This is a genomic window from Pseudomonas sp. LB3P25 (assembly GCF_054897985.1).
The window spans coordinates 4,352,084-4,370,241 of record NZ_CM142711.1; the positions used below are offsets into that span (position 1 = coordinate 4,352,084).

The following is an 18,158-nucleotide window of genomic DNA, read 5'->3' on the forward strand; positions in this document are numbered from 1 at the left end:
GTCAGTCGCAGCCAATCATCGTGCCCGCAGGTGTGATGGTGCATGAGTTTCCATCACTGTCGACACTGTGGGCACCGCTGCTATCTGACCACGATTTTATTGAGTACTCGTTACCCTCACTGTCAGAGCTTTTGACTTCATGCCCATTGCCCACGGCTCGCGTTTCTGTATCGACGCTGTACGTATTGCCTTCGGTATCCCATGACTCCGCGTGGATATCCCCATCGGCATCAGTTTCCACTTCAGAGCAAACCTCATAATCCCCTTCTCCATAACACTCCGCACTAGCATTTTGGATGTAAATAAAGCCGCACATAAAAAATATGGAAAATATGAATTTCACAGCACCCTCCCGAATTTCAACTCGCGCAAGGCTCTGCAACACCTAACACATGTATAAATGCCTATCCGCTTCCATTAGATATGTCTGCCCCCTTTACGCTTAGATATGCTACCTCGCTGTATTGTTTATTTTATGGATAGAGGCTAGCGTAGCTCGTTTACCAGCGGGTTTCAGACAAATGCAAAAAATAAACTTCTTCTTCACTGTAAATTCATCGCATGGTGCAGCGACACCAGACTATTCAGGTGCTGAATCTACCAATTTTCACGACGATACGTTTTTAGAAAACGTTGACTTCCTTGGTTATCCGGTCCTTTCGGCGACTGTCAAGCAGAGCGAGGGAGTCCACGAAGTCAATGTCGATTTTGCTAGAGATATTAGCATTGAGGAAGCCACATGTTTTGTGGAGGGCTTTGCGAGCCCTAGCAACCTATAGCTTATCGTACAATATAAATCATCACTATGGATCGCCTTATATTGATATTGACTTTGGGACTTTCTACTGCAATAACGGGGATGGGATTCGGGATCATTTATCAATGCAGATGCAAAGGACCGCTAGCCTCAACATTTTGCCAACCGGGGTATCCGAGATACACGAACTTGTTCATTTTTATTTTCTCGGAATGCAGTCAAACAACTTAAAAGCTAAATTTTTCAATCTATTTCTAATCATTGAAGCAATTGAAGGATCGGTGATTGCTCGATCAATGTTCTCAGATGGAACATTATTCACTGAAGAGGAGAAAAAATTAATTAGAGAAACCGCAAATGAAATGGAAAACGACAGAAAAAAAAGCATCGTCCAATCAATACTAAGTCGAACTGATCAATCTCGACACAACAAGCTTCACTCAACACTAATGAATCTTGGCATTACACATTTTTACGTCCTAGACAGCACAAAAACTCCAATTTCAATAGAAGCAATAAAGTCATTGATCGAAGCTAGGAATAAGTTGTTTCATAAGGGTAACGCCGTAAATGAGCCCCTCATGTGGGGTCAGTTGATTCCTTTAACAAGAGAAATTGTTAAGCATCTACTGAGCAATCCTTTTGCATTGGACCCTACGGTTGCTTCCTCCATTTGACTATTGCTCAACAAACAAGCGCCGGCCTGAGTAAAAGGCACCTGCCTATGCTATTTGATTAGGAAACAACCCGATCATTAGCATCAACCGATCCGGAGCGGAAAATACACGCTGTTATAAAACCGCTTTCGGCCTGTTCCTATTGAATACAGCTGCACCATCGTTGGTACCGCAAGATCGAATCACCTGCACCAAATCAAGGTGGTTCGATCGTGTTCAAAGACGTCCTCGGATTTCGTTTTTTTCTAAGCGTGGCGGTTGTCTCCGTTTCAACTGGACACTTCTCAGCGATTGCCAGCGAATCAGCTGATGAGCGAGTTCAACTCTCACTCCTGCTACGCCAATTGAATGCGCTTGAACGACTCGTAGATTACGGCGACGCCCTTCCCGATGAGAGCTCAGCGCGCGTCCATTTCAGTTACACCCGTCTTCGTGAAGATCTCCACCGCATTCGCACGGGAATCCACGACTACCTGACACCCCTGCGCGTACAACCTCGAGATCCTGCCGCCCTTCACGGTCACTACCACGACGAAGTGATGGTCGTGCCATGAACGCCACTCAACTCACTGCCTTCCAAGCAAACAGCGGCTTCTCGACGTCGGTCACAGCCTCGTTGCTGATCTCCGCAGTTTTCGCAGTTCTCCTGCTATGGGGCGTTTGGGCTATCCGCACGGCTTATAGCGGCTGGGCGGAACAACGGCTCAACCAGCGGCAGTTCATGGGAGTGGTGGTCCGCTTTGCAGCGATGTACCTCGCCCTGACGTTTTTCCTCCTCTCCTAAGCCAACGGAATACCGACATGAACTGGCACTCCCCACGCTTCAAGATGCTCTGTGCAGCCTCCTCTACTTTCACCGCAACGCTTCCAGGTCTCGCCCAGGCCAAAGGCAAACTGCCCACCATGGAAGATCCTTCCCGCGGTGCCGGCAAGGGCATCATGGAGACGATGCAAAACTACGGGTATGACATCGTCATGCTGGTCGCACTGCTTGTGGTGTCTTCGATGTTCATTGGAGTTTGCTACCACGCGTACACCCGTTACTCAGAGATCCATACCGGTCGCTCCACCTGGGGTCAGTTCGGTCTCAGCATTGCCGTAGGTGCCGTCATGTTGGTCGTCGGTATTTGGCTGCTGACCAAGGCCACTGGGATTCTGTGAGGGCGACACATCATGGAAACAACTCAAGATTATGCGCCTGACGGCGCAGTGACCTTTCTTCCCCATCGTTTGAACCGTCAGCCCATTGTGGTCCGGGGACTGACTGCCGACGAGCTTTGGATCTGTACCGGACTGTCAGCGACCGCGGGACTCGGTTTCGGTATTCCGTTGGCCTGGATCACCGGAAGCATCGCGATGATCCCCACTTCCATTGTGGTTTCAATTGCCGCAGGCCTATTCATCGGCGGAGGGCTACTGCGTCGACAAAAGCGCGGTCGCCCAGAGACCTGGCTGTACCGACACCTCCAGTGGTGGGTGGCCTGCCGATGCCCGAGCTTGGCGAACATACTCAAGACTCAGGAGCTGGTTACCCGCTCCGGCTTCTGGACGACACGAAGAGGTGGCGCATGAGCCGGTTCAAGAATGAGGTCATGCACCTGCAATCACATGTCAAAACGTTGCGAATGTGTTCTGCAGGCTTATTCACATTGGTATTGGTGGCAGGCGCCGGTTGGTGGCACGCACCTAGCGAACTCACTGTCCATGTTCCACCCGATCTGCGATCAGGCAGTACCCGCAAATGGTGGGAAGTCCCTCCTGAATCCGTCTACGCCTTCACCTTCTATATCTTCCAGCAACTGAACCGTTGGCCCACCGACGGAGAGGAGGATTACGACCGAAACCTACAGTCGCTGTCGGCGTACCTAACGCCAGGATGCCGTTCGTACCTACAAGCAGACTACGAGCAACGGCGCCGCTCCGGTGAACTTCGTAAGCGTGTGCGTGGGCTCTATGAGATTCCTGGACGAGGTTATGGCGACGACCCAGAGACACGCGTGAAAGTCGTTTCGGACCGCGACTGGATCGTCACTCTGGACGTCAACGCAGACGAATACCACGGCACCGAACAGGTGAAGCGGGCGCTCGTTCGCTACCCCATCAAAGTTGTTCGCCTGGACATCGATCCTGAACTGAACCCATTTGGACTCGCGCTGGACTGCTACGCCGGCGCTCCTCAACGCATCTCTGCCCCTGCGAACACATCCCCGGCAAAACGACATTCGGATCGTCCACTGGGAGACGTCTCATGAAGCCCGCTTTGTTTTCCACTCCTTTGGGCTTTGCGCTCACCCTCACTGTAATCACCACAGGCCATGCCACAGAGGTCATGCGATGGGAACGTCTTCCGCTGGCCGTGCCTTTGCTGGTTGGCCAGGAACGCGTGGTGTTTGTTGAGCGCAATGTGCGCGTCGGCGTACCGACATCACTGGGTGACAGGCTCCGCGTCCAAAGTGCGGCAGGTACGGTGTATTTGCGCGCCAACGAGCCGATCGAACCCACCCGCTTGCAACTTCAAGACGCCACAACTGGCGAGCTGATTCTCTTGGATGTCGTTGCGGAACCCGCCAAAAGCGGGCAAGCGCAATTAGAGCCCATCAGGATCGTCGAAGCACCACTCCCAACACGCCAAACGGATTCACCTTCCTCCGACGCTGACACTCCTACTCCAGCCTCGAACAAAACACCTCTGCCTGTGGTTTTGACCCGTTATGCGGCCCAGAACCTATATGCGCCCTTGCGCACCGTCGGAGCATTACCAGGGGTTCGACGCGTCAATCTTGCGCCCGACCTGTCACTCGATCTATTGCTACCTAGCTTACCAGTGCATGCCAGGCCACTTGCTGCGTGGCGCTTAGAGGACTACTGGGTAACAGCCATCCGGCTGACCAATCAAACCAACCAGGTAGTCGATCTCGATCCGCGCTTGTTGCAAGGCAACTTTGTGACAGCCACCTTCCAGCACCACAACCTGGGCCATAAGGGCACTTCATCCGACACGACCGTCCTTTACCTGACCACGCGCGGCCATGGGCTGGCTCAATCACTGTTGCCAACCATCAGCCCCATTGACGCAGCCCTGAACCTGCCCCATTCGACCGGCATGGCTACGGCCTCGGAGATTCGTGATGAAAAGTAATGGGCTTCTCAAATGGTTGATGCTCCCGATGGGGGCACTGCTGGTTGTCGTATTGCTCAAGCTGTTGCCCAGTAGCAATTCCTCAGCATCCAACCCCGGAGATATCGAGAGCCAACTCACCCCAGAGGAAATGAAAGCACTTGGCATCGAAGGTGATACGCCTAGCGACACCGTGGCCACCCTCGTGGCGCAGGTCAAACAACTGCGTGGAGAGTTGAAGCAATCACTCGGCAATGATCAACACCAGGAGGGAGATACAGGCCAACTACGCCACCTCGAAGACACCATTGAACAGCGCATTCAAGATGCCTTGGAGAAAGAGCGTTATCGATGGCAGGAAGAGCAATTGGCTGCTGACAATGGTGGCCAAGACACTCACGGACTGCTCCAAGAACTACAACTGCGACTCGACAGCTTGGGCCAGAAGGAAAGCGACCTGGATCTGCCGATAGGCTTAGGGCTGCAAGAAGGCGACGGAAAAGAATTCGGGAACAATACGCGCTGGATTGAACCTGACGACGCCAAACCCAAAGACAACAACGGATCCTCTCAGGAAAGCGGATTCAGCTTTCCGACGCGATTTGGCCCCGCGCAGCGAACCCTGGATTACGTCGCAGACAGTGTCGCGACTGTATCCCAGGACTCAGGCGTCTCATCGGCCAAGGCAATGTACACCGTCCCCTCGAACGCAACATTGATGGGATCGGTGGCAATGACCGCACTCATCGGACGAGTCCCCATCGACGGCACCGTCAATGACCCCTACCCGTTCAAAGTTCTGATCGGTGCCGACAACCTGACCGCCAATGGCATCGACCTACCTGATGTAGCTGGTGCTGTTGTTAGCGGTACCGCATCGGGGGACTGGACACTGTCCTGTGTGCGTGGGCAGATCCGATCAATCACCTTTGTCTTTCAGGACGGCACGATCCGAACGCTACCAGGTGGCAGCGCCCAAGATGACTCTCAACGCTCCTCAAACAACGGTGCTGTTCAGGAAGGCCTGGGCTGGATCAGCGACCGACATGGCATTCCCTGTGTCAGCGGTGAGCGTCGTAGCAATGCCCAACAGTACCTTGGCTCACAAGCATTGATCACCGCTGCCGGTGCCGGTGCCGCCTCCCTGATCAAATCCGATGGCAGCACCACCTATGTCAGCAATGGCAATGGCTCTCAAGGCAACGTCGGCATCTCCGGGAACGCGGCGATGGAGCGCATCCTCGCCAGTGGCGTGCAAGACATGTCGCAATGGGTCAACAAACTCTACGGCCAAGCGTTTGCTGCCGTTTACGTCGAGCCCGGCGCGCAGGTCGCCGTCCATATCGAACAGCCGCTCACCCTCGACTACGACGCCAAGGGGCGCAAGGTCGATCACACCCTAGGAGGTCGCCATGTCGTGCAGGATTTGGATTAAGGCAACCGTCGCCGCTCTTGTCGCTCTAACCCTGGCAGGCTGTGCGACCAACACCGAAGATCTGCTCAGCCATAATGGCAGCACCATGATGGATGTCTGGAATCAGCAAACGGCCGGTACCACTCAAGGGCAAGCCTCCCAACAGTTACTGGACGCTCGCCAAGCATTAAGACGATCGCTGATTGAACCATTGACCCCCTCTACACACGAGCCCTACACCCGAACCGCGCAGAACGAAATCCACCGCCAATTTCATCGCCTCCCTAACCCTGACCTGGTGATGTACGTTTTCCCACACTGGGCCGGAACAGACCCCGTGCCGGTGCCGGGCTACAGCACGGTATTTCCGCTGTACCAACGCGTGCAGTACGCCATGCCTGGCGAACGCTTGGAGGATTATTGATGGGTTGGCTTTCTGGTTTGAAACGCAAGGTCGACTCGAGAGAATCGGTTGAGCCAGACGCATGGGACCGGCACGTCACCCAACTGGCAGCAAACGGAATTCCTGAACCAGGCCTTCAACAGAGCAAACCCATCACGCAGGCGGATGACCATTCCTTTTATGACACCGTGCCCTCCTTCGTGGACAGACTGCCCTGGGTCGAATACCTGACTCAATCACAAAGTGTTCTGTTAGAGGACGGTACGTCAGTCGCTGCCTTTTTTGAGCTGACACCACTGGGTACCGAAGGTCGAGAGAATGCCTGGCTTCTGCAGGCCCGCGACACGTTGGAAAATGTCCTTCAAGACAGCTTCGACGAGCTCGACAATAACCCTTGGGTGGTGCAGCTCTATGCTCAGGACGAAACCAACTGGGACGAGTACCTTCATTCACTGACGCATTACATCCAACCCCGAGCCCGTGACAGTGCCTTCAGCGATTTCTACCTTCGCTTCTTCGCTCACCACCTGAAGGCCATTGCCAAACCTGGCGGACTCTTCGAAGACACCACCCTCACCCGATTACCTTGGCGTGGCCAGAGCCGGCGTGTACGAATGGTCGTGTATAGGCGGTCTCCTGCCTCAGCCACCACAAGACGCGGACAGTCTGCTGAACAAGCACTCAGCAATGTCTGCGAGCGACTGACAGCAGGTCTGGCCAGTGCGGGCATAAAGTCACGGCGCCTAAGTGCTGCCAACATTCATGACTGGTTACTGCGTTGGTTCAATCCCAATCCTACGTTGCTTGGCTCCTCGGCAGAGGATCAAGAGCGATTCTACCAACTGACCGCATATCCCGAAGAAACGGAAGTCGGTGAGATAGAGCTGGCCAGCGGCACCGACTTCTCACAACGCTTGTTCTTCAGCCAGCCCAAATCCGATGTCGCTGAGGGCACCTGGTACTTCGACGGCATGCCCCACCGGGTGATGCTGATGGATCGGCTGCGCAACGTTCCCAACACAGGGCATCTGACCGGTGAAACTCGTAAGGGGGACGCCATCAACACCTACTTCGACCAGATGCCCGAAGACACCATGATGTGCCTGACGCTGATCGCTACTCCCCAGGATGTACTGGAAGCCCACCTCAACCACTTGAGTAAAAAGTCTGTTGGCGAAACCCTCGCCTCTGAACAAACTCGCCAGGACGTGCACCAGGCCCGATCGATCATCGGAAGCTCCCACAAACTTTACAGGGCCACGATTGCTTTCTACATACGGGGCAAGGACATCACCGAACTGGATGCCCGAGGCATGCAGCTCGCCAACGTAATGCTCAACGCAGGACTTCATCCGGTTCGCGAAGACGATGAAGTAGCTCCGTTGAACAGCTATCTGCGCTGGCTGCCGTGTGTATTCGATCCCGCCAAGGACAAGCGTCAGTGGTACAGCCAACTGATGTTTGCACAACACGCAGCCAACCTTGCCCCCGTGTGGGGGCGCAGTCAGGGCACCGGCCACCCGGGCATCACGTTCTTCAATCGAGGTGGTGGCCCCCTCTCCTTCGACCCGCTTAACCGACTCGATCGCCAGATGAATGCACACATGTTCATTTTCGGCCCTACAGGCTCAGGGAAATCAGCCACCCTGAACAACCTTATTACTCAGGTGACCGCCATTTACCGACCACGTTGGTTCGTTGTCGAAGCCGGAAACTCATTCGGTCTATTTGCTGACCTCGCCAAACGCCAGGGCTTGAGCGTTCATCACGTCAAACTCTCGCCCGGCTCAGGAGTGAGCCTAGCCCCCTTCGCAGATGCTCGTCGCTTGGTGGAAACACCTGAGGAGATTGAGACACTGGATGCCGATCAGCTTGATGAGACGCAAACGCAGTACGATGGTGACGAACAGCGTGATGTCCTCGGAGAATTGGAGATCACTGCCCGATTGATGATCACCGGTGGCGAGGAGAAAGAAGAAGCACGGCTGACCCGGGCGGATCGCAGTCTCATTCGCCAGAGCATTCTGGATGCAGCACAGCGCTGTGCAGGGGAACATCGCGCGATCCTGACTCAGGATGTCCGCAACGCCCTACGTGAACGAGGCTGTGACAATGGCCTACCGGAGACGAGACGAACTCGACTTCTGGAAATGGCCGAAGCCATGGATCTGTTCTGTCAGGGTCTAGACGGTGAGCTGTTCAATCGCCCCGGCACACCCTGGCCTGAAGCTGACATCACCATCGTCGACCTGGCGACCTTCGCGCGTGAAGGCTACAACGCCCAACTCTCCATCGCGTACCTGTCACTGCTCAACACCGTCAACAACATCGCCGAGCGTGACCAGTTCTTAGGCCGTCCGATCATCAACGTCACCGACGAAGGACACATCATCACCAAGAACCCACTGCTTTCACCCTACATCGTCAAGATCACCAAGATGTGGCGAAAGCTTGGCGCCTGGTTCTGGCTGGCCACGCAAAATCTGGATGACCTCCCCAAAGCTGCCGAGCCGATGCTGAACATGATCGAGTGGTGGATCTGCCTGAGCATGCCACCGGATGAAGTGGAGAAAATCGCCAGGTTCAGGGAGCTCAGCCCAGCTCAAAAAGCCCTGATGATGTCGGCTCGCAAAGAAGCCGGAAAATACTGCGAAGGCGTCGTGCTCTCAAAATCAATGGAAGCACTTTTCCGCGCCGTACCGCCGAGCCTTTACCTAGCCATGGCCATGACCGAGCCAGAGGAGAAAGCAGCCCGATTCAAGCTCATGCAGGAACACGGCATCAGTGAGTTGGATGCGGCGATTCGGATGGCCGAGAACATCGATTTGGCGCGAGGGATCGAACCTATATTGTTTGATAACTTTTAGAGCTGCATGGCGCCTTTGGAGCCAAAGGGCATTCTTGTTCGCTGCCCCCACAAATGCCCTTTGATTTTTCAGCATTCGAAGCGCTTCTCGTTTTGTGTCTGCTACGCTTCGACGTCTCATACATGGAGGTGTTGCATGCGATTTAAGCTTTTTGCTTCCGCAGTTACTTGCTCTCTTCTCACATCTTGCGCACTGTTCAACCCCTACATTTCTACCGCGACGATTGAGAAGCGCGAGAAAAGCAACCCTACCTACGATTTATCTAATGCCCTTCGGGCAAAATTTGAGAGTAATGCACAACAACTTGCTTACTGGCAATCGGGCTCAACAGCCGTCATCGCGGGATTGCTAGGGTTAGGCGCGTACAAAGGCGTCACGGGAGGTGGATCCCATCAGATTGCAGCGCTTGCTGCGGGTAGTGGCGTGATTTACGGGACTAGCACCGCCCTCTACAGCCCATCCAAAGAGCAAATCTATATCGCAGGTGCCGCCGCGCTACTTTGCCTGGATGAGCAATATAGTTGGTTCGACTCGGAAGCAGGCGCAAAGCTGTATCTCGAACTTCTTGCTTTGGACAGCACCGCCGAAGCCGACTTTAAAGTGGGTTTTGGCGAGGCTTACTCCATTGCTGTACAGCAAGAATCGTCCTACAAAACGAACGTGTTGACGGTCGGCACACAGGTTAACTCGCTAGTCGCAGGGCAGCAGCCAACCGCAGAACTCTCATACGCACATGTATCCAGCGCAATATCCACTGCCTTTGTGAGCCCATCATCTGAGCCTAAAACCGATGCCCCGAAAACAATTTTCTGGAAGGCCACATCCTCAACCGCCAAACCCGTTTGTGATCAAGCATGCATGCAAGAACGTGAAAAAAGGATCAAAGAGCTCAGGTTTGCTCTGACCAATTGGATCAACGCGACGAATTATCGGAACGCCAGACTAACGACTGATCAATGTTCGGTTCTAGGTGAAGACTCATTATCGATCACCGGGGTCAGGCAGGGGACGCCGGAAGTGCTTGATGTAGGCTCTAAAACCACCTACCCCATCCTAAATACAACAGGACGCCTGGGGGCTTTTGTCAAATCCTCTAAAGCAGCAGAGCAAGGTGCTGTCACGGCTAAGATAACCACACAGAACGGATTGTTTTTTGTCGAAGTTGAAGGCGTTTCGGCTACTACGGTCCCAGTCAATGTGTATGTCAGTGATTACGGTAAAGGACGTGCGACAAAAGGATTTCAAGTTACGGTCAAGGCACCATAGATACCCAAGCGTACAGGAAGGTGGTTATTAGCCATTGCGGATTCTCACTCCCCTAGAACACGAATCCGTTCAACAATCAATCCGAAAGCATTAGGTTGCCTGCCTAATCGCAGCACCTCGCCCAGGTAGTCTAGGTCTTGAAGACTACGACACAGCTCAGCTCCGTTGATCAGTGGTTCGCCTCGCATCCTGCTTCGCGAACAGCCATCGCACACACGATGACGGGTGCAACTTTTTCCGGCTCCTCTCGGGCCAAATCACATCACCACTCCCTTGGGGTTTCCTTCCCTTCGGGATGGGAGCCTCTTTTCGTCAACGGAGATTCCCATGACATTCGTCGTACAGCCGTCCACGTCTGCAACACAAGAGAACAGCCCCAAACAACAAGATGACCTGCTGATCATGCAAGCCATCTCGGTATTGGAGCAGCGCATGTTCAAACGCGGTCCCTACCTCGAAAGGCCGCAAGATGTAAGTCAATACCTACGACTCCAACTCGCAGGCGAAACCCAAGAGGTATTTTCCGCGTTATTTCTGGACTCTCGTCATCGGGTAGTGGCTTACGAGCCGTTGTTCTACGGCACAATCGATTCGGTAAGTGTCTATCCGAGAAGAATCCTGCAACGTGCTCTAGAGCACCAGTGTGCGGCGATCATCTTTGCCCATAATCATCCCTCAGGACATACAAATCCGAGCCAAAGCGACAAAGAAATCACGAAGGTGCTGAAAGACTTGCTACCCAAAATTAACGTGCGTCTTTTGGACCATTTCATCATTGGAGAAGGTGAGCCCTACTCCTTCGCTGAAGCTGGTTTTATTTGAAGTTGGCCTCCCAAACACCAAAGCGCCCTCCAAGGCGCTTTTTTCTGCGCGGGAATAATTCGATCAATAGGGAGCAGTGTACTGTCCGTTTTTGAAGCGAATACAACCTCCGCCGCTGCTTCACTGCGCACACCGTCATGCGCAGGATCAAATCATGCCCCTCCGCCACTCGAAGACTTTTCGTTTCATTGCCATTGTCACCGCAATGGGACTTTCGCTATCCGCATCCGCCCTCAACACCGCAACCATTACAGCCTCCAGCCTCTCTCCTGACTGCATCGCCTATCGCGTGGTCGGCATCTGTTACTGGCTTTTCTGCAACAACTTCGGTTGCAAAGTCAAAACCTCCCCAAAGATTCGTCACTACGTACCTGATGCCGTGGTGTCGAGTTACAGCAACACCGGAGACAATCCATGGTCGGAAGTCCGCCTGATGAGTGCCGCCAATAGCACTGCACGTGGAGGCGGCGACGGCAGCAACGGTATCAGCCACGAAAACGATCTCGCCAAATTCAAAAACGCCGACGTGATTGGTCATCCTGGCGGCGCGATATTCAGTCAGTTCGTTGGCCAATCTGGTTACGGGTGCCAAGGCGCCGGCCAGATCCTCATGCCTTATTTCCTGAGCACCTTGGACAGTGTGGCCTGGCGCTACAACATCCCTGAGCTGGTCTTCCCTGAAGCCCTGACACCTGGCGCGCGTGAAATTGGCAGCCGCGCCCAATCCAATCTCTGGGGCGCGGTCTATCCAAGGGGAGGATTCCTGCACGGAGTCGACGATTACAAGAGCGCGGCCGTCGTAGCTCAACGGGCTGGCGACATCGTTACACGAGGCGGCCAAGTCCATGTCTATCAGCCGATGCTTGCCAACAAGCGAGATGGTTATTGGCCGGCGGGCCCACTCAAGGAAAGCGATCCCTCCACGGGAAAATGGCAGGACCTGATGCCTAAACAGTCCCAAACCTGCGCGGTGTTTCCAAACAAACTCCCTCACGTTCAATCCCCCCGCGGCGATTACGCCTGGGCGCTTTGGCGACCGTACAGCTGCTGCGAACGAAAGGGCCAAGTCTTTCTAGGAAGTACCGACTTCGCAGGAGCGAACTAATGAGAAACGCCGACGTACGTGTTGCGCCAGACCGTCAATTCAAGCCCACCAGCATCCTGCTCGCTGTTCTATTGCTCTCGGCTACCAATGCTCACGCTGCAAGCAAGTACGAGATCAACCAAAGCGGAACGATTGATGACGACTTGTTGTACAGCATCGGCGGAGGAAGCGCCGTATCCATGGGAAGTACTGCCAAGATGGACAGCATCAGCGTCGGAGTCGGATGGGACACCAATCTGATGTGCGGCAAGATGGACCTGAGCACGACCCTACAGAACCAGCTCAATGGCGCCACCAGCGGTTTCAAGTCGGTCATGAGCAGCGTGATACAAAACGCCACCGGCGCCGTGGCCTCACTCCCTGCCCTGATCATCCAACGGGCAGATCCTGGTTTGTACAACCTGCTCAGCAACGGAATCCTGCAAGCCAGGCTTGATTACGATCGATCCAAATCCACCTGCCGGGCCATCGCGGGACGCATGGCTGATATCGCAGGGGGTCACTTTGGCTGGGGACAGCTGGCAGAGGGCGTGAATCTTACTCAAACCGTCGGCAGCCAGGACGCCGTGGCCGCCGTAGAACAAGCTGAAACCCAGCAGGGCAATAACGGTGTGCCCTGGGTCGGCGGTAAATCCGCAGGCGGCAAACGCCAACCCTCCATCAAAGTGGTGGCTGATGTCACCCGCGCCGGTTTCAACTTGCTCAATGGCCGAGATGTCGGCAATCAATCCGCCATCCCAAAATCCGCCTGCGGCAACCGACTGAGCTGCCAGACCTGGTCCTCACCACAGGAAGCAGAAGCTTGGGCAACGCGCGTGCTGGGTGAACGCGAACACCAAACCTGTGACACCTGCACCAAAACCCAGAGCAAACCCGGCGTGGGTCTCACTCCCCTGATTCAGGAAGAGTACGACACCAAGTTGCAAGCCCTTGAAGGCTTGATGAACGGCAGTAAGCCAACTTCTGCAGAGAACCTGCTCGCAGCCAGCAGCCAATCACTGCCCGTCACCCGAAGCGTCGTCGAAGCTTTGCAAGATGAACCCGACCAGGACGTACTCGCGCGACGACTGGCCTCAGAGGTCGCGCTCTCCAGCGTCATGGAAAAAGCCATTCTGCTACAGCGAACGCTGATGACCGGAAGCAAGGAGCCGAACGTCGCTGCAAATCAGTTGGCTCAACAAGCTATCTCCTCGGAAAGCGACGCGCTGACACAGGAAATCAACAGCCTCAAAACCGAGCTTGAACTGCGTCGCACGCTGGCCGGCAATTCGCCCATGGCCCTGCTCCAGCGACAAAGCAATCGAGCGGCAAGCTCTCGCGGCGTTTATCAGGGTGACCCTGTGCGCAATCGTGTGGACCTGATCCAGCAAGCAGCCCCCAAGGAGTAACCGCCATGTCGCAGCCTAAAACTCGCCGCGCGCTCTGCACACTGGTCATCACCTGGGCATTCCTCCTCACCCTTGCGGCAATCGTCATCGGATTGCTGGGCATCGAAGCTGCAGCCGGTATCGACGACTGGACCCAGTGGCTTCGCGGTCAAGCATTCGCACTGCTGATCTGGCGCCTGGCCCTGTACAGCGCTACCGCATACGGCTGGTATCGCATGCGACAGCGCTTCGCTCACGAGGGCCTTACGCCGTCACAGCATCAACGTCTGCTGTGCGCAGAGGCAGCCGCCGTCGCCTCGGTTGCAGTGCTCGAATTATTGACATTCAGCTCTAACTGACCACGGACGATCCCATGACCCTCTACACAAATGACTATCTGGAATTTTACCTGACCCTGGTCGGGTGGATCGTCAATAACGGCATCTGGGAACTGCTGGTTGCCAGCGGCGTATTCGCCCTGCCCTTTCTGGCGATCATTATTCAGGAGTGGCTCAGAGCTCGGACCGAAGGTGCAGATGAGGGCAACAAGGGTGTGCTGTCTTCTTTGCGAATAGAAAACCGCGTGTGGGTCGCCATCATCGTCATCATGTTCGCGGGCATCCCCTTCATCGATGTCGACCTGAACACCATCGAGTTCGACACCACTCGCTCCACTCAATGCCAAGTCAACGTCCCCAAACCAGAAGACACTCGCTGGTCCAACAGCTTCACAACCCTCAACAACCAGAGCGCTAAAGTGCCCATCTGGTGGTTCTTCATGCACGCGCTTTCCAAGGCCATTACCGGAGGATCCATTGCGGCCATTCCGTGCGGTACTGACCTTCGGCAAATGCGCATGGACATCGACGCCACACGCATCGACGACCCGATACTGGCTCAAGAAGTGGCTGACTTCAGCCAGGACTGCTACGGCCCTGCACGCGCCAAAATGTTCATGAACCGTCCCAGTCTCGACGATGAACAAATGGACGACATCAACTGGATTGGCTCAAAACACCTGCTCAACACCGCAGGCTACTACGATAAGTATCATTCCAAGACACCCCGCAGTTCCTGGCCATTCAACGCCACACGCGATGCAGGACTGGCTAAGGTTCCCGGTGGCGGTGGTTATCCAACCTGCCGGCAATGGTGGTCAGATGCAGGTCACGGATTGCGACCAAGGCTTCTGCAACAGGTCGAGCCCGGCCTGATAACTCGACTCAATAAATGGGCCGGTTTCCTCAGCAAAACTGAAGCCGATGACGCCGTCATTCGCTCCATCGTGTCACCCCGTCAGCAAGCACTGAACCAAGGACAGGTCTACTCTAGCTACGGCGGTCAGATCGACATGTCCGCCTCGAACATCACTGCACGCGCTGCCTCAGACTTGGGCCTCACTGCCGGTTCGTTAGGCTTCTTCCCCGCAATGGACGTCGTCCGCCAAGCCCTGCCCATGGTCCTGTCATTCCTGAAGATGGCACTGACCATCTGCATCCCACTGATCCTGGTCATCGGCACCTACGACCTCAAAGCCCTGGTGACCATCAGCTGCGTGCAGTTCGCGCTCTTCTTCGTAGACTTCTGGTTTCAACTGGCCCGCTGGATCGACAGCACCATCCTCGACGCCCTTTACGGCTGGAACTCCCCGCACAGCAATTTCAACGTGCTCATGGGCATAAACAACTCGTTCGGCGACATGCTGCTGAACTTCGTTATGGCGACCATGTTCATCGTTCTACCCGGCTTTTGGGTAGCAAGTTTGGCTTGGGTAGGAGTCCGTGCTGGAGGCGTACTACAAGGGCTCAGCGACAGCACAAAACAAGCCGGAGACGCTGGTTCCAAGGGAGTTGGCGTGGGTTATCGAATGCTCAAATAAATCGCGTTGATTTCAATCCCTCAGTCGTCAAATCGGGGGTCGTCTGGGTCGTTAAAATTTATAGGATCATAGAAAACACTTTTCTTATGATCGTCTGAATCACCGACGGCCTGCGCCTCTGGTTCTTGTGTTGAATTTCCAACACATTTTGCTGGCACATACGCTATCGCGATAATCGCAGCGAGCGAAACAACAGGTATCAAAACCAGTGCGATTAGGATGAGCCGCGTCGACAATGCCAAGGCGCTTGCAAAATAACCGGGTAATCCTTTGCCTCTGAGCCAATGGATCGCCTCAACTTCTCGCTGGACATATCTACACCATTGCCTTCCAGCCCATTGGCCGAATCGCGTTGCCCTCGTGGATCGTTCCCTCTCCATCTCATACACCTCCATGTCTATAAAAAGGGGGCGACTTGTTCGCCCATTCTACCTAGCGGCCATAAAGCAACTTACCCAGCCTCAAAAAGGTAAACGGAAAAATGGAATGGGCCAAGGGAATGGCACACAAGGGGAAAGGCCCTACCCAAAAAGAAGAAAAGGCTCTCAAATCGATCAAGCCGAAAGGACGAATCATGTTCTCGCTGTTTCATCGCAAGCAACGATCAGCTCAAATCGAAACCTCTCCGGTGGAGCAAACTTCTTCACGAGGATTGACCGATCCGCAGTCAGCCAAAGCATTGCTCGCCGCCCCCCGCCGGCAGAAACTGCTAGACCACATTTGGCAGCGAACAGCCCTCTCACGCACCCAGTTCAACAAACTGTACCTTGACCCCATCGAGCGCTATGCCGATCTGGTACAGCTTCTCCCAGCGTCAGAGAGCCACCACCACGCCTACCCGGGAGGAATGCTGGACCACGGCCTTGAGGTGGTCGCCTATGCCCTAAAGCTCCGTCAATCCCACCTGCTCCCCTCCGGTGCTCAACCGGAAACGCAGATCGCTCAAGCCGAAGCCTGGACAGCCGGTATCGCCTACGGAGCTCTCGCGCACGACCTTGGAAAAATCGGTGTAGATCTTCACGTTGAATATGCAGACGGCACCGTATGGCATCCCTGGCATGGAACACTCTCCAGTCCCTACCGCCTGCGCTATCGAAAGGATCGACAATATCGCTTACACGGCGCAGCCGCAGGCATGTTCATCTGTCAGCTCCTGAATCGGGACATTCTGGATTGGATCTGCACATTCCCTGAACTGTGGGCATCACTTCTCTACAACCTGGCAGGCCAGTACGAGCACGCTGGAGAGTTAGGCTCACTCATCATGCAAGCCGATCAGGCATCAGTAGCCCAAGCGCTCGGTGGCGATCCTGGCAAAGCCCTGACAGCGCCCAAACACGCTCTTCAGAGAAAGCTACTGGAAGGTTTACGTTATCTGCTAAGCGAAGAACTGAAGCTCAACCAACCTCAAGCCTCTGATGGCTGGCTAACCCAAGACGCTCTGTGGCTCGTCAGCAAGACCGTCTCTGATAAGCTGCGTGCACATCTACTGTCCCAGGGTATCGATGGCATTCCGGAAAAAAACACCGCCGTGTTCAACGTCCTACAGGACCATGGAATCGCTCAACCAAGTGCCGACGGCAAAGCCATCTGGAAAGCCACCGTCACTAGCGAGAATGGCTGGTCGCACAGCTTCACCTTCTTGAAGCTGTCTCCCGCCCTGATCTGGGAGGCAGGGGCGCGACCTGCAGCGTATAGCGGCAGCGTCACAGTCGACGATCCCGACTTGCCAATCATCCCCGCAGTAGAGGCTGACACAGCCACAAGCGGGTCCTCAGCGAAACGAAACAAAGCAGTACCAACTCGCCCGATACCACCGCCACAATCACCGCCAGACTCAGTCGATTTGCTGATGGATTTGTTCGGCTCCCCTCCGCCCTATCTGAATGAACCCGACGAGACAAATGACATTGAAATACCTACTGCCGAGACACCATCGAGCTGCTTAGAAACTGATCCTACCGGCGAACATTTTATGCAGTGGTTTACTCAGGGTGTTCAGACTCACCGCATCATCATGAATGACACCAAAGCCCTCGTTCACAGCGTCGAGGACACGCTCTACCTGGTCACTCCGGGGATCTTTCAGCGCTACGGTCAGGAACACCCACACTTGGCTCGAATCGCAAAACAGGAAAGTCTTTCCGATTGGCAGTGGATACAGAAACGCTTCGAACAAATGAAGCTGCATCGCAAGCAACCCAACGGCCTCAACATTTGGACCTGCGAAGTCACCGGACCGCGCAAGACTCGGCGTCTACACGGATACCTGCTTAAATCAGCTGGAGGGCTTATGAACGAACTGGCACTGAACAATCCCTTCCTAAAGGTGGTAACTCCAAGCAGCACGGAGGCACCGCAATGTACTTCAGGAAACACTCGGTAACCGGTTTGTGGATTGACAGGGCGTGGGCAAGAAAGCAATTTAGGTGCATGTTTTGCTGACATGTTCAGCTACATGCCAAGCCGTTAGGATCTTCGAG

Annotated in this window: 19 protein-coding genes; 17 read left to right on the forward strand and 2 right to left on the reverse strand. The window is 54.6% G+C overall.

Going from position 1 to position 18,158, the window contains the following annotated elements; genetic code table 11:
* Position 1: 1 nt before the first annotated feature.
* Positions 2 to 343 (reverse strand): hypothetical protein, encoded by a 342-nt coding sequence (locus tag ACYZTW_RS19800; protein ID WP_462001421.1) that lies wholly within the window; start codon positions 341 to 343, stop codon positions 2 to 4.
* Positions 344 to 699: 356 nt separating this feature from the next.
* Here ACYZTW_RS19800 and ACYZTW_RS19805 point away from each other — a divergent pair, with 356 nt between their 5' ends.
* The 16 genes from ACYZTW_RS19805 to ACYZTW_RS19880 all read left to right on the forward strand — a co-directional run bounded on the left by ACYZTW_RS19805 (position 700) and on the right by ACYZTW_RS19880 (position 15,675).
* Positions 700 to 1,434 carry a hypothetical protein gene (locus ACYZTW_RS19805; RefSeq protein WP_462001422.1) on the forward strand — a complete coding sequence of 245 codons (735 nt, stop codon included), beginning with the start codon at positions 700 to 702 and terminating at the stop codon, positions 1,432 to 1,434.
* A 212-nt stretch (positions 1,435 to 1,646) separates the two neighbouring features.
* Positions 1,647 to 1,988: an integrative conjugative element protein, RAQPRD family gene (locus tag ACYZTW_RS19810; protein ID WP_462001423.1), complete on the forward strand. Its 342-nt coding sequence runs from the start codon at positions 1,647 to 1,649 to the stop codon at positions 1,986 to 1,988.
* Positions 1,985 to 2,218 carry a TIGR03758 family integrating conjugative element protein gene (locus ACYZTW_RS19815; protein ID WP_462001424.1) on the forward strand — a complete coding sequence of 78 codons (234 nt, stop codon included), beginning with the start codon at positions 1,985 to 1,987 and terminating at the stop codon, positions 2,216 to 2,218. The genes ACYZTW_RS19810 and ACYZTW_RS19815 overlap by 4 nt, the downstream gene beginning before the upstream one ends.
* Before the next feature lie 44 nt (positions 2,219 to 2,262).
* The gene (locus tag ACYZTW_RS19820) at positions 2,263 to 2,595 is read left to right on the forward strand and encodes a TIGR03745 family integrating conjugative element membrane protein (protein WP_462005803.1); all 333 of its coding nucleotides are present in this window, start codon (positions 2,263 to 2,265) and stop codon (positions 2,593 to 2,595) included.
* A 12-nt stretch (positions 2,596 to 2,607) separates the two neighbouring features.
* Complete coding sequence (locus ACYZTW_RS19825) at positions 2,608 to 3,006, forward strand: TIGR03750 family conjugal transfer protein (RefSeq protein WP_462001425.1); 399 nt, start codon at positions 2,608 to 2,610, stop codon at positions 3,004 to 3,006.
* Positions 3,003 to 3,686: a PFL_4703 family integrating conjugative element protein gene (locus ACYZTW_RS19830; RefSeq protein WP_462001426.1), complete on the forward strand. Its 684-nt coding sequence runs from the start codon at positions 3,003 to 3,005 to the stop codon at positions 3,684 to 3,686. The genes ACYZTW_RS19825 and ACYZTW_RS19830 overlap by 4 nt, the downstream gene beginning before the upstream one ends.
* Positions 3,683 to 4,573, forward strand: coding sequence for a TIGR03749 family integrating conjugative element protein (locus tag ACYZTW_RS19835; protein ID WP_462001427.1), 891 nt, complete (start codon positions 3,683 to 3,685; stop codon positions 4,571 to 4,573). Before ACYZTW_RS19830 ends, ACYZTW_RS19835 begins: the two co-directional genes overlap by 4 nt.
* Entirely contained in the window at positions 4,563 to 5,987 is a 1,425-nt protein-coding gene (locus ACYZTW_RS19840; protein WP_462001428.1) for a TIGR03752 family integrating conjugative element protein, read from the forward strand. The genes ACYZTW_RS19835 and ACYZTW_RS19840 overlap by 11 nt, the downstream gene beginning before the upstream one ends.
* Positions 5,965 to 6,390 carry a TIGR03751 family conjugal transfer lipoprotein gene (locus tag ACYZTW_RS19845; RefSeq protein WP_462001429.1) on the forward strand — a complete coding sequence of 142 codons (426 nt, stop codon included), beginning with the start codon at positions 5,965 to 5,967 and terminating at the stop codon, positions 6,388 to 6,390. Before ACYZTW_RS19840 ends, ACYZTW_RS19845 begins: the two co-directional genes overlap by 23 nt.
* Positions 6,390 to 9,236 carry a conjugative transfer ATPase gene (locus tag ACYZTW_RS19850; RefSeq protein ID WP_462001430.1) on the forward strand — a complete coding sequence of 949 codons (2,847 nt, stop codon included), beginning with the start codon at positions 6,390 to 6,392 and terminating at the stop codon, positions 9,234 to 9,236. Before ACYZTW_RS19845 ends, ACYZTW_RS19850 begins: the two co-directional genes overlap by 1 nt.
* 135 nt (positions 9,237 to 9,371) lie before the next feature.
* Complete coding sequence (locus ACYZTW_RS19855) at positions 9,372 to 10,502, forward strand: hypothetical protein (RefSeq protein ID WP_462001431.1); 1,131 nt, start codon at positions 9,372 to 9,374, stop codon at positions 10,500 to 10,502.
* Positions 10,503 to 10,829: 327 nt separating this feature from the next.
* On the forward strand, positions 10,830 to 11,324 hold the full coding sequence (radC, locus tag ACYZTW_RS19860; RefSeq protein ID WP_462001432.1) for a RadC family protein: 495 nt from the start codon (positions 10,830 to 10,832) through the stop codon (positions 11,322 to 11,324).
* A gap of 205 nt (positions 11,325 to 11,529) precedes the next feature.
* Positions 11,530 to 12,429: a TIGR03756 family integrating conjugative element protein gene (locus ACYZTW_RS19865; protein WP_462005804.1), complete on the forward strand. Its 900-nt coding sequence runs from the start codon at positions 11,530 to 11,532 to the stop codon at positions 12,427 to 12,429.
* Positions 12,429 to 13,817, forward strand: coding sequence for an integrating conjugative element protein (locus tag ACYZTW_RS19870; protein ID WP_462005805.1), 1,389 nt, complete (start codon positions 12,429 to 12,431; stop codon positions 13,815 to 13,817). Before ACYZTW_RS19865 ends, ACYZTW_RS19870 begins: the two co-directional genes overlap by 1 nt.
* Before the next feature lie 5 nt (positions 13,818 to 13,822).
* Entirely contained in the window at positions 13,823 to 14,155 is a 333-nt protein-coding gene (locus tag ACYZTW_RS19875) for a hypothetical protein (protein ID WP_462001433.1), read from the forward strand.
* A 14-nt stretch (positions 14,156 to 14,169) separates the two neighbouring features.
* Positions 14,170 to 15,675 (forward strand): conjugal transfer protein TraG N-terminal domain-containing protein, encoded by a 1,506-nt coding sequence (locus ACYZTW_RS19880; RefSeq protein ID WP_462001434.1) that lies wholly within the window; start codon positions 14,170 to 14,172, stop codon positions 15,673 to 15,675.
* Positions 15,676 to 15,695: 20 nt separating this feature from the next.
* On the opposite strand, the gene ACYZTW_RS19885 is transcribed toward ACYZTW_RS19880, so the two are convergent.
* Positions 15,696 to 16,070 (reverse strand): DUF3742 family protein, encoded by a 375-nt coding sequence (locus ACYZTW_RS19885; protein WP_462001435.1) that lies wholly within the window; start codon positions 16,068 to 16,070, stop codon positions 15,696 to 15,698.
* 179 nt (positions 16,071 to 16,249) lie between these two features.
* Here ACYZTW_RS19885 and mobH point away from each other — a divergent pair, with 179 nt between their 5' ends.
* Complete coding sequence (gene mobH, locus ACYZTW_RS19890; RefSeq protein ID WP_462005806.1) at positions 16,250 to 18,061, forward strand: MobH family relaxase; 1,812 nt, start codon at positions 16,250 to 16,252, stop codon at positions 18,059 to 18,061.
* Positions 18,062 to 18,158: the final 97 nt, after the last annotated feature.

Bases quoted from the DNA above. Each gene is read 5' to 3' on its own strand.
- ACYZTW_RS19805 (WP_462001422.1), top strand. From the start codon at position 700: ATGTCGATTTTGCTAGAGATATTAGCATTGAGGAAGCCACATGTTTTG.
- ACYZTW_RS19815 (WP_462001424.1), top strand. From the start codon at position 1,985: ATGAACGCCACTCAACTCACTGCCTTCCAAGCAAACAGCGGCTTCTCG.
- ACYZTW_RS19820 (WP_462005803.1), top strand. From the start codon at position 2,263: ATGCTCTGTGCAGCCTCCTCTACTTTCACCGCAACGCTTCCAGGTCTC.
- ACYZTW_RS19825 (WP_462001425.1), top strand. From the start codon at position 2,608: ATGGAAACAACTCAAGATTATGCGCCTGACGGCGCAGTGACCTTTCTT.
- ACYZTW_RS19830 (WP_462001426.1), top strand. From the start codon at position 3,003: ATGAGCCGGTTCAAGAATGAGGTCATGCACCTGCAATCACATGTCAAA.
- ACYZTW_RS19835 (WP_462001427.1), top strand. From the start codon at position 3,683: ATGAAGCCCGCTTTGTTTTCCACTCCTTTGGGCTTTGCGCTCACCCTC.
- ACYZTW_RS19840 (WP_462001428.1), top strand. From the start codon at position 4,563: ATGAAAAGTAATGGGCTTCTCAAATGGTTGATGCTCCCGATGGGGGCA.
- ACYZTW_RS19845 (WP_462001429.1), top strand. From the start codon at position 5,965: ATGTCGTGCAGGATTTGGATTAAGGCAACCGTCGCCGCTCTTGTCGCT.
- ACYZTW_RS19850 (WP_462001430.1), top strand. From the start codon at position 6,390: ATGGGTTGGCTTTCTGGTTTGAAACGCAAGGTCGACTCGAGAGAATCG.
- ACYZTW_RS19855 (WP_462001431.1), top strand. From the start codon at position 9,372: ATGCGATTTAAGCTTTTTGCTTCCGCAGTTACTTGCTCTCTTCTCACA.
- radC (WP_462001432.1), top strand. From the start codon at position 10,830: ATGACATTCGTCGTACAGCCGTCCACGTCTGCAACACAAGAGAACAGC.
- ACYZTW_RS19865 (WP_462005804.1), top strand. From the start codon at position 11,530: ATGGGACTTTCGCTATCCGCATCCGCCCTCAACACCGCAACCATTACA.
- ACYZTW_RS19870 (WP_462005805.1), top strand. From the start codon at position 12,429: ATGAGAAACGCCGACGTACGTGTTGCGCCAGACCGTCAATTCAAGCCC.
- ACYZTW_RS19875 (WP_462001433.1), top strand. From the start codon at position 13,823: ATGTCGCAGCCTAAAACTCGCCGCGCGCTCTGCACACTGGTCATCACC.
- ACYZTW_RS19880 (WP_462001434.1), top strand. From the start codon at position 14,170: ATGACCCTCTACACAAATGACTATCTGGAATTTTACCTGACCCTGGTC.
- ACYZTW_RS19885 (WP_462001435.1), bottom strand. From the start codon at position 16,070: ATGGAGGTGTATGAGATGGAGAGGGAACGATCCACGAGGGCAACGCGA.
- mobH (WP_462005806.1), top strand. From the start codon at position 16,250: ATGTTCTCGCTGTTTCATCGCAAGCAACGATCAGCTCAAATCGAAACC.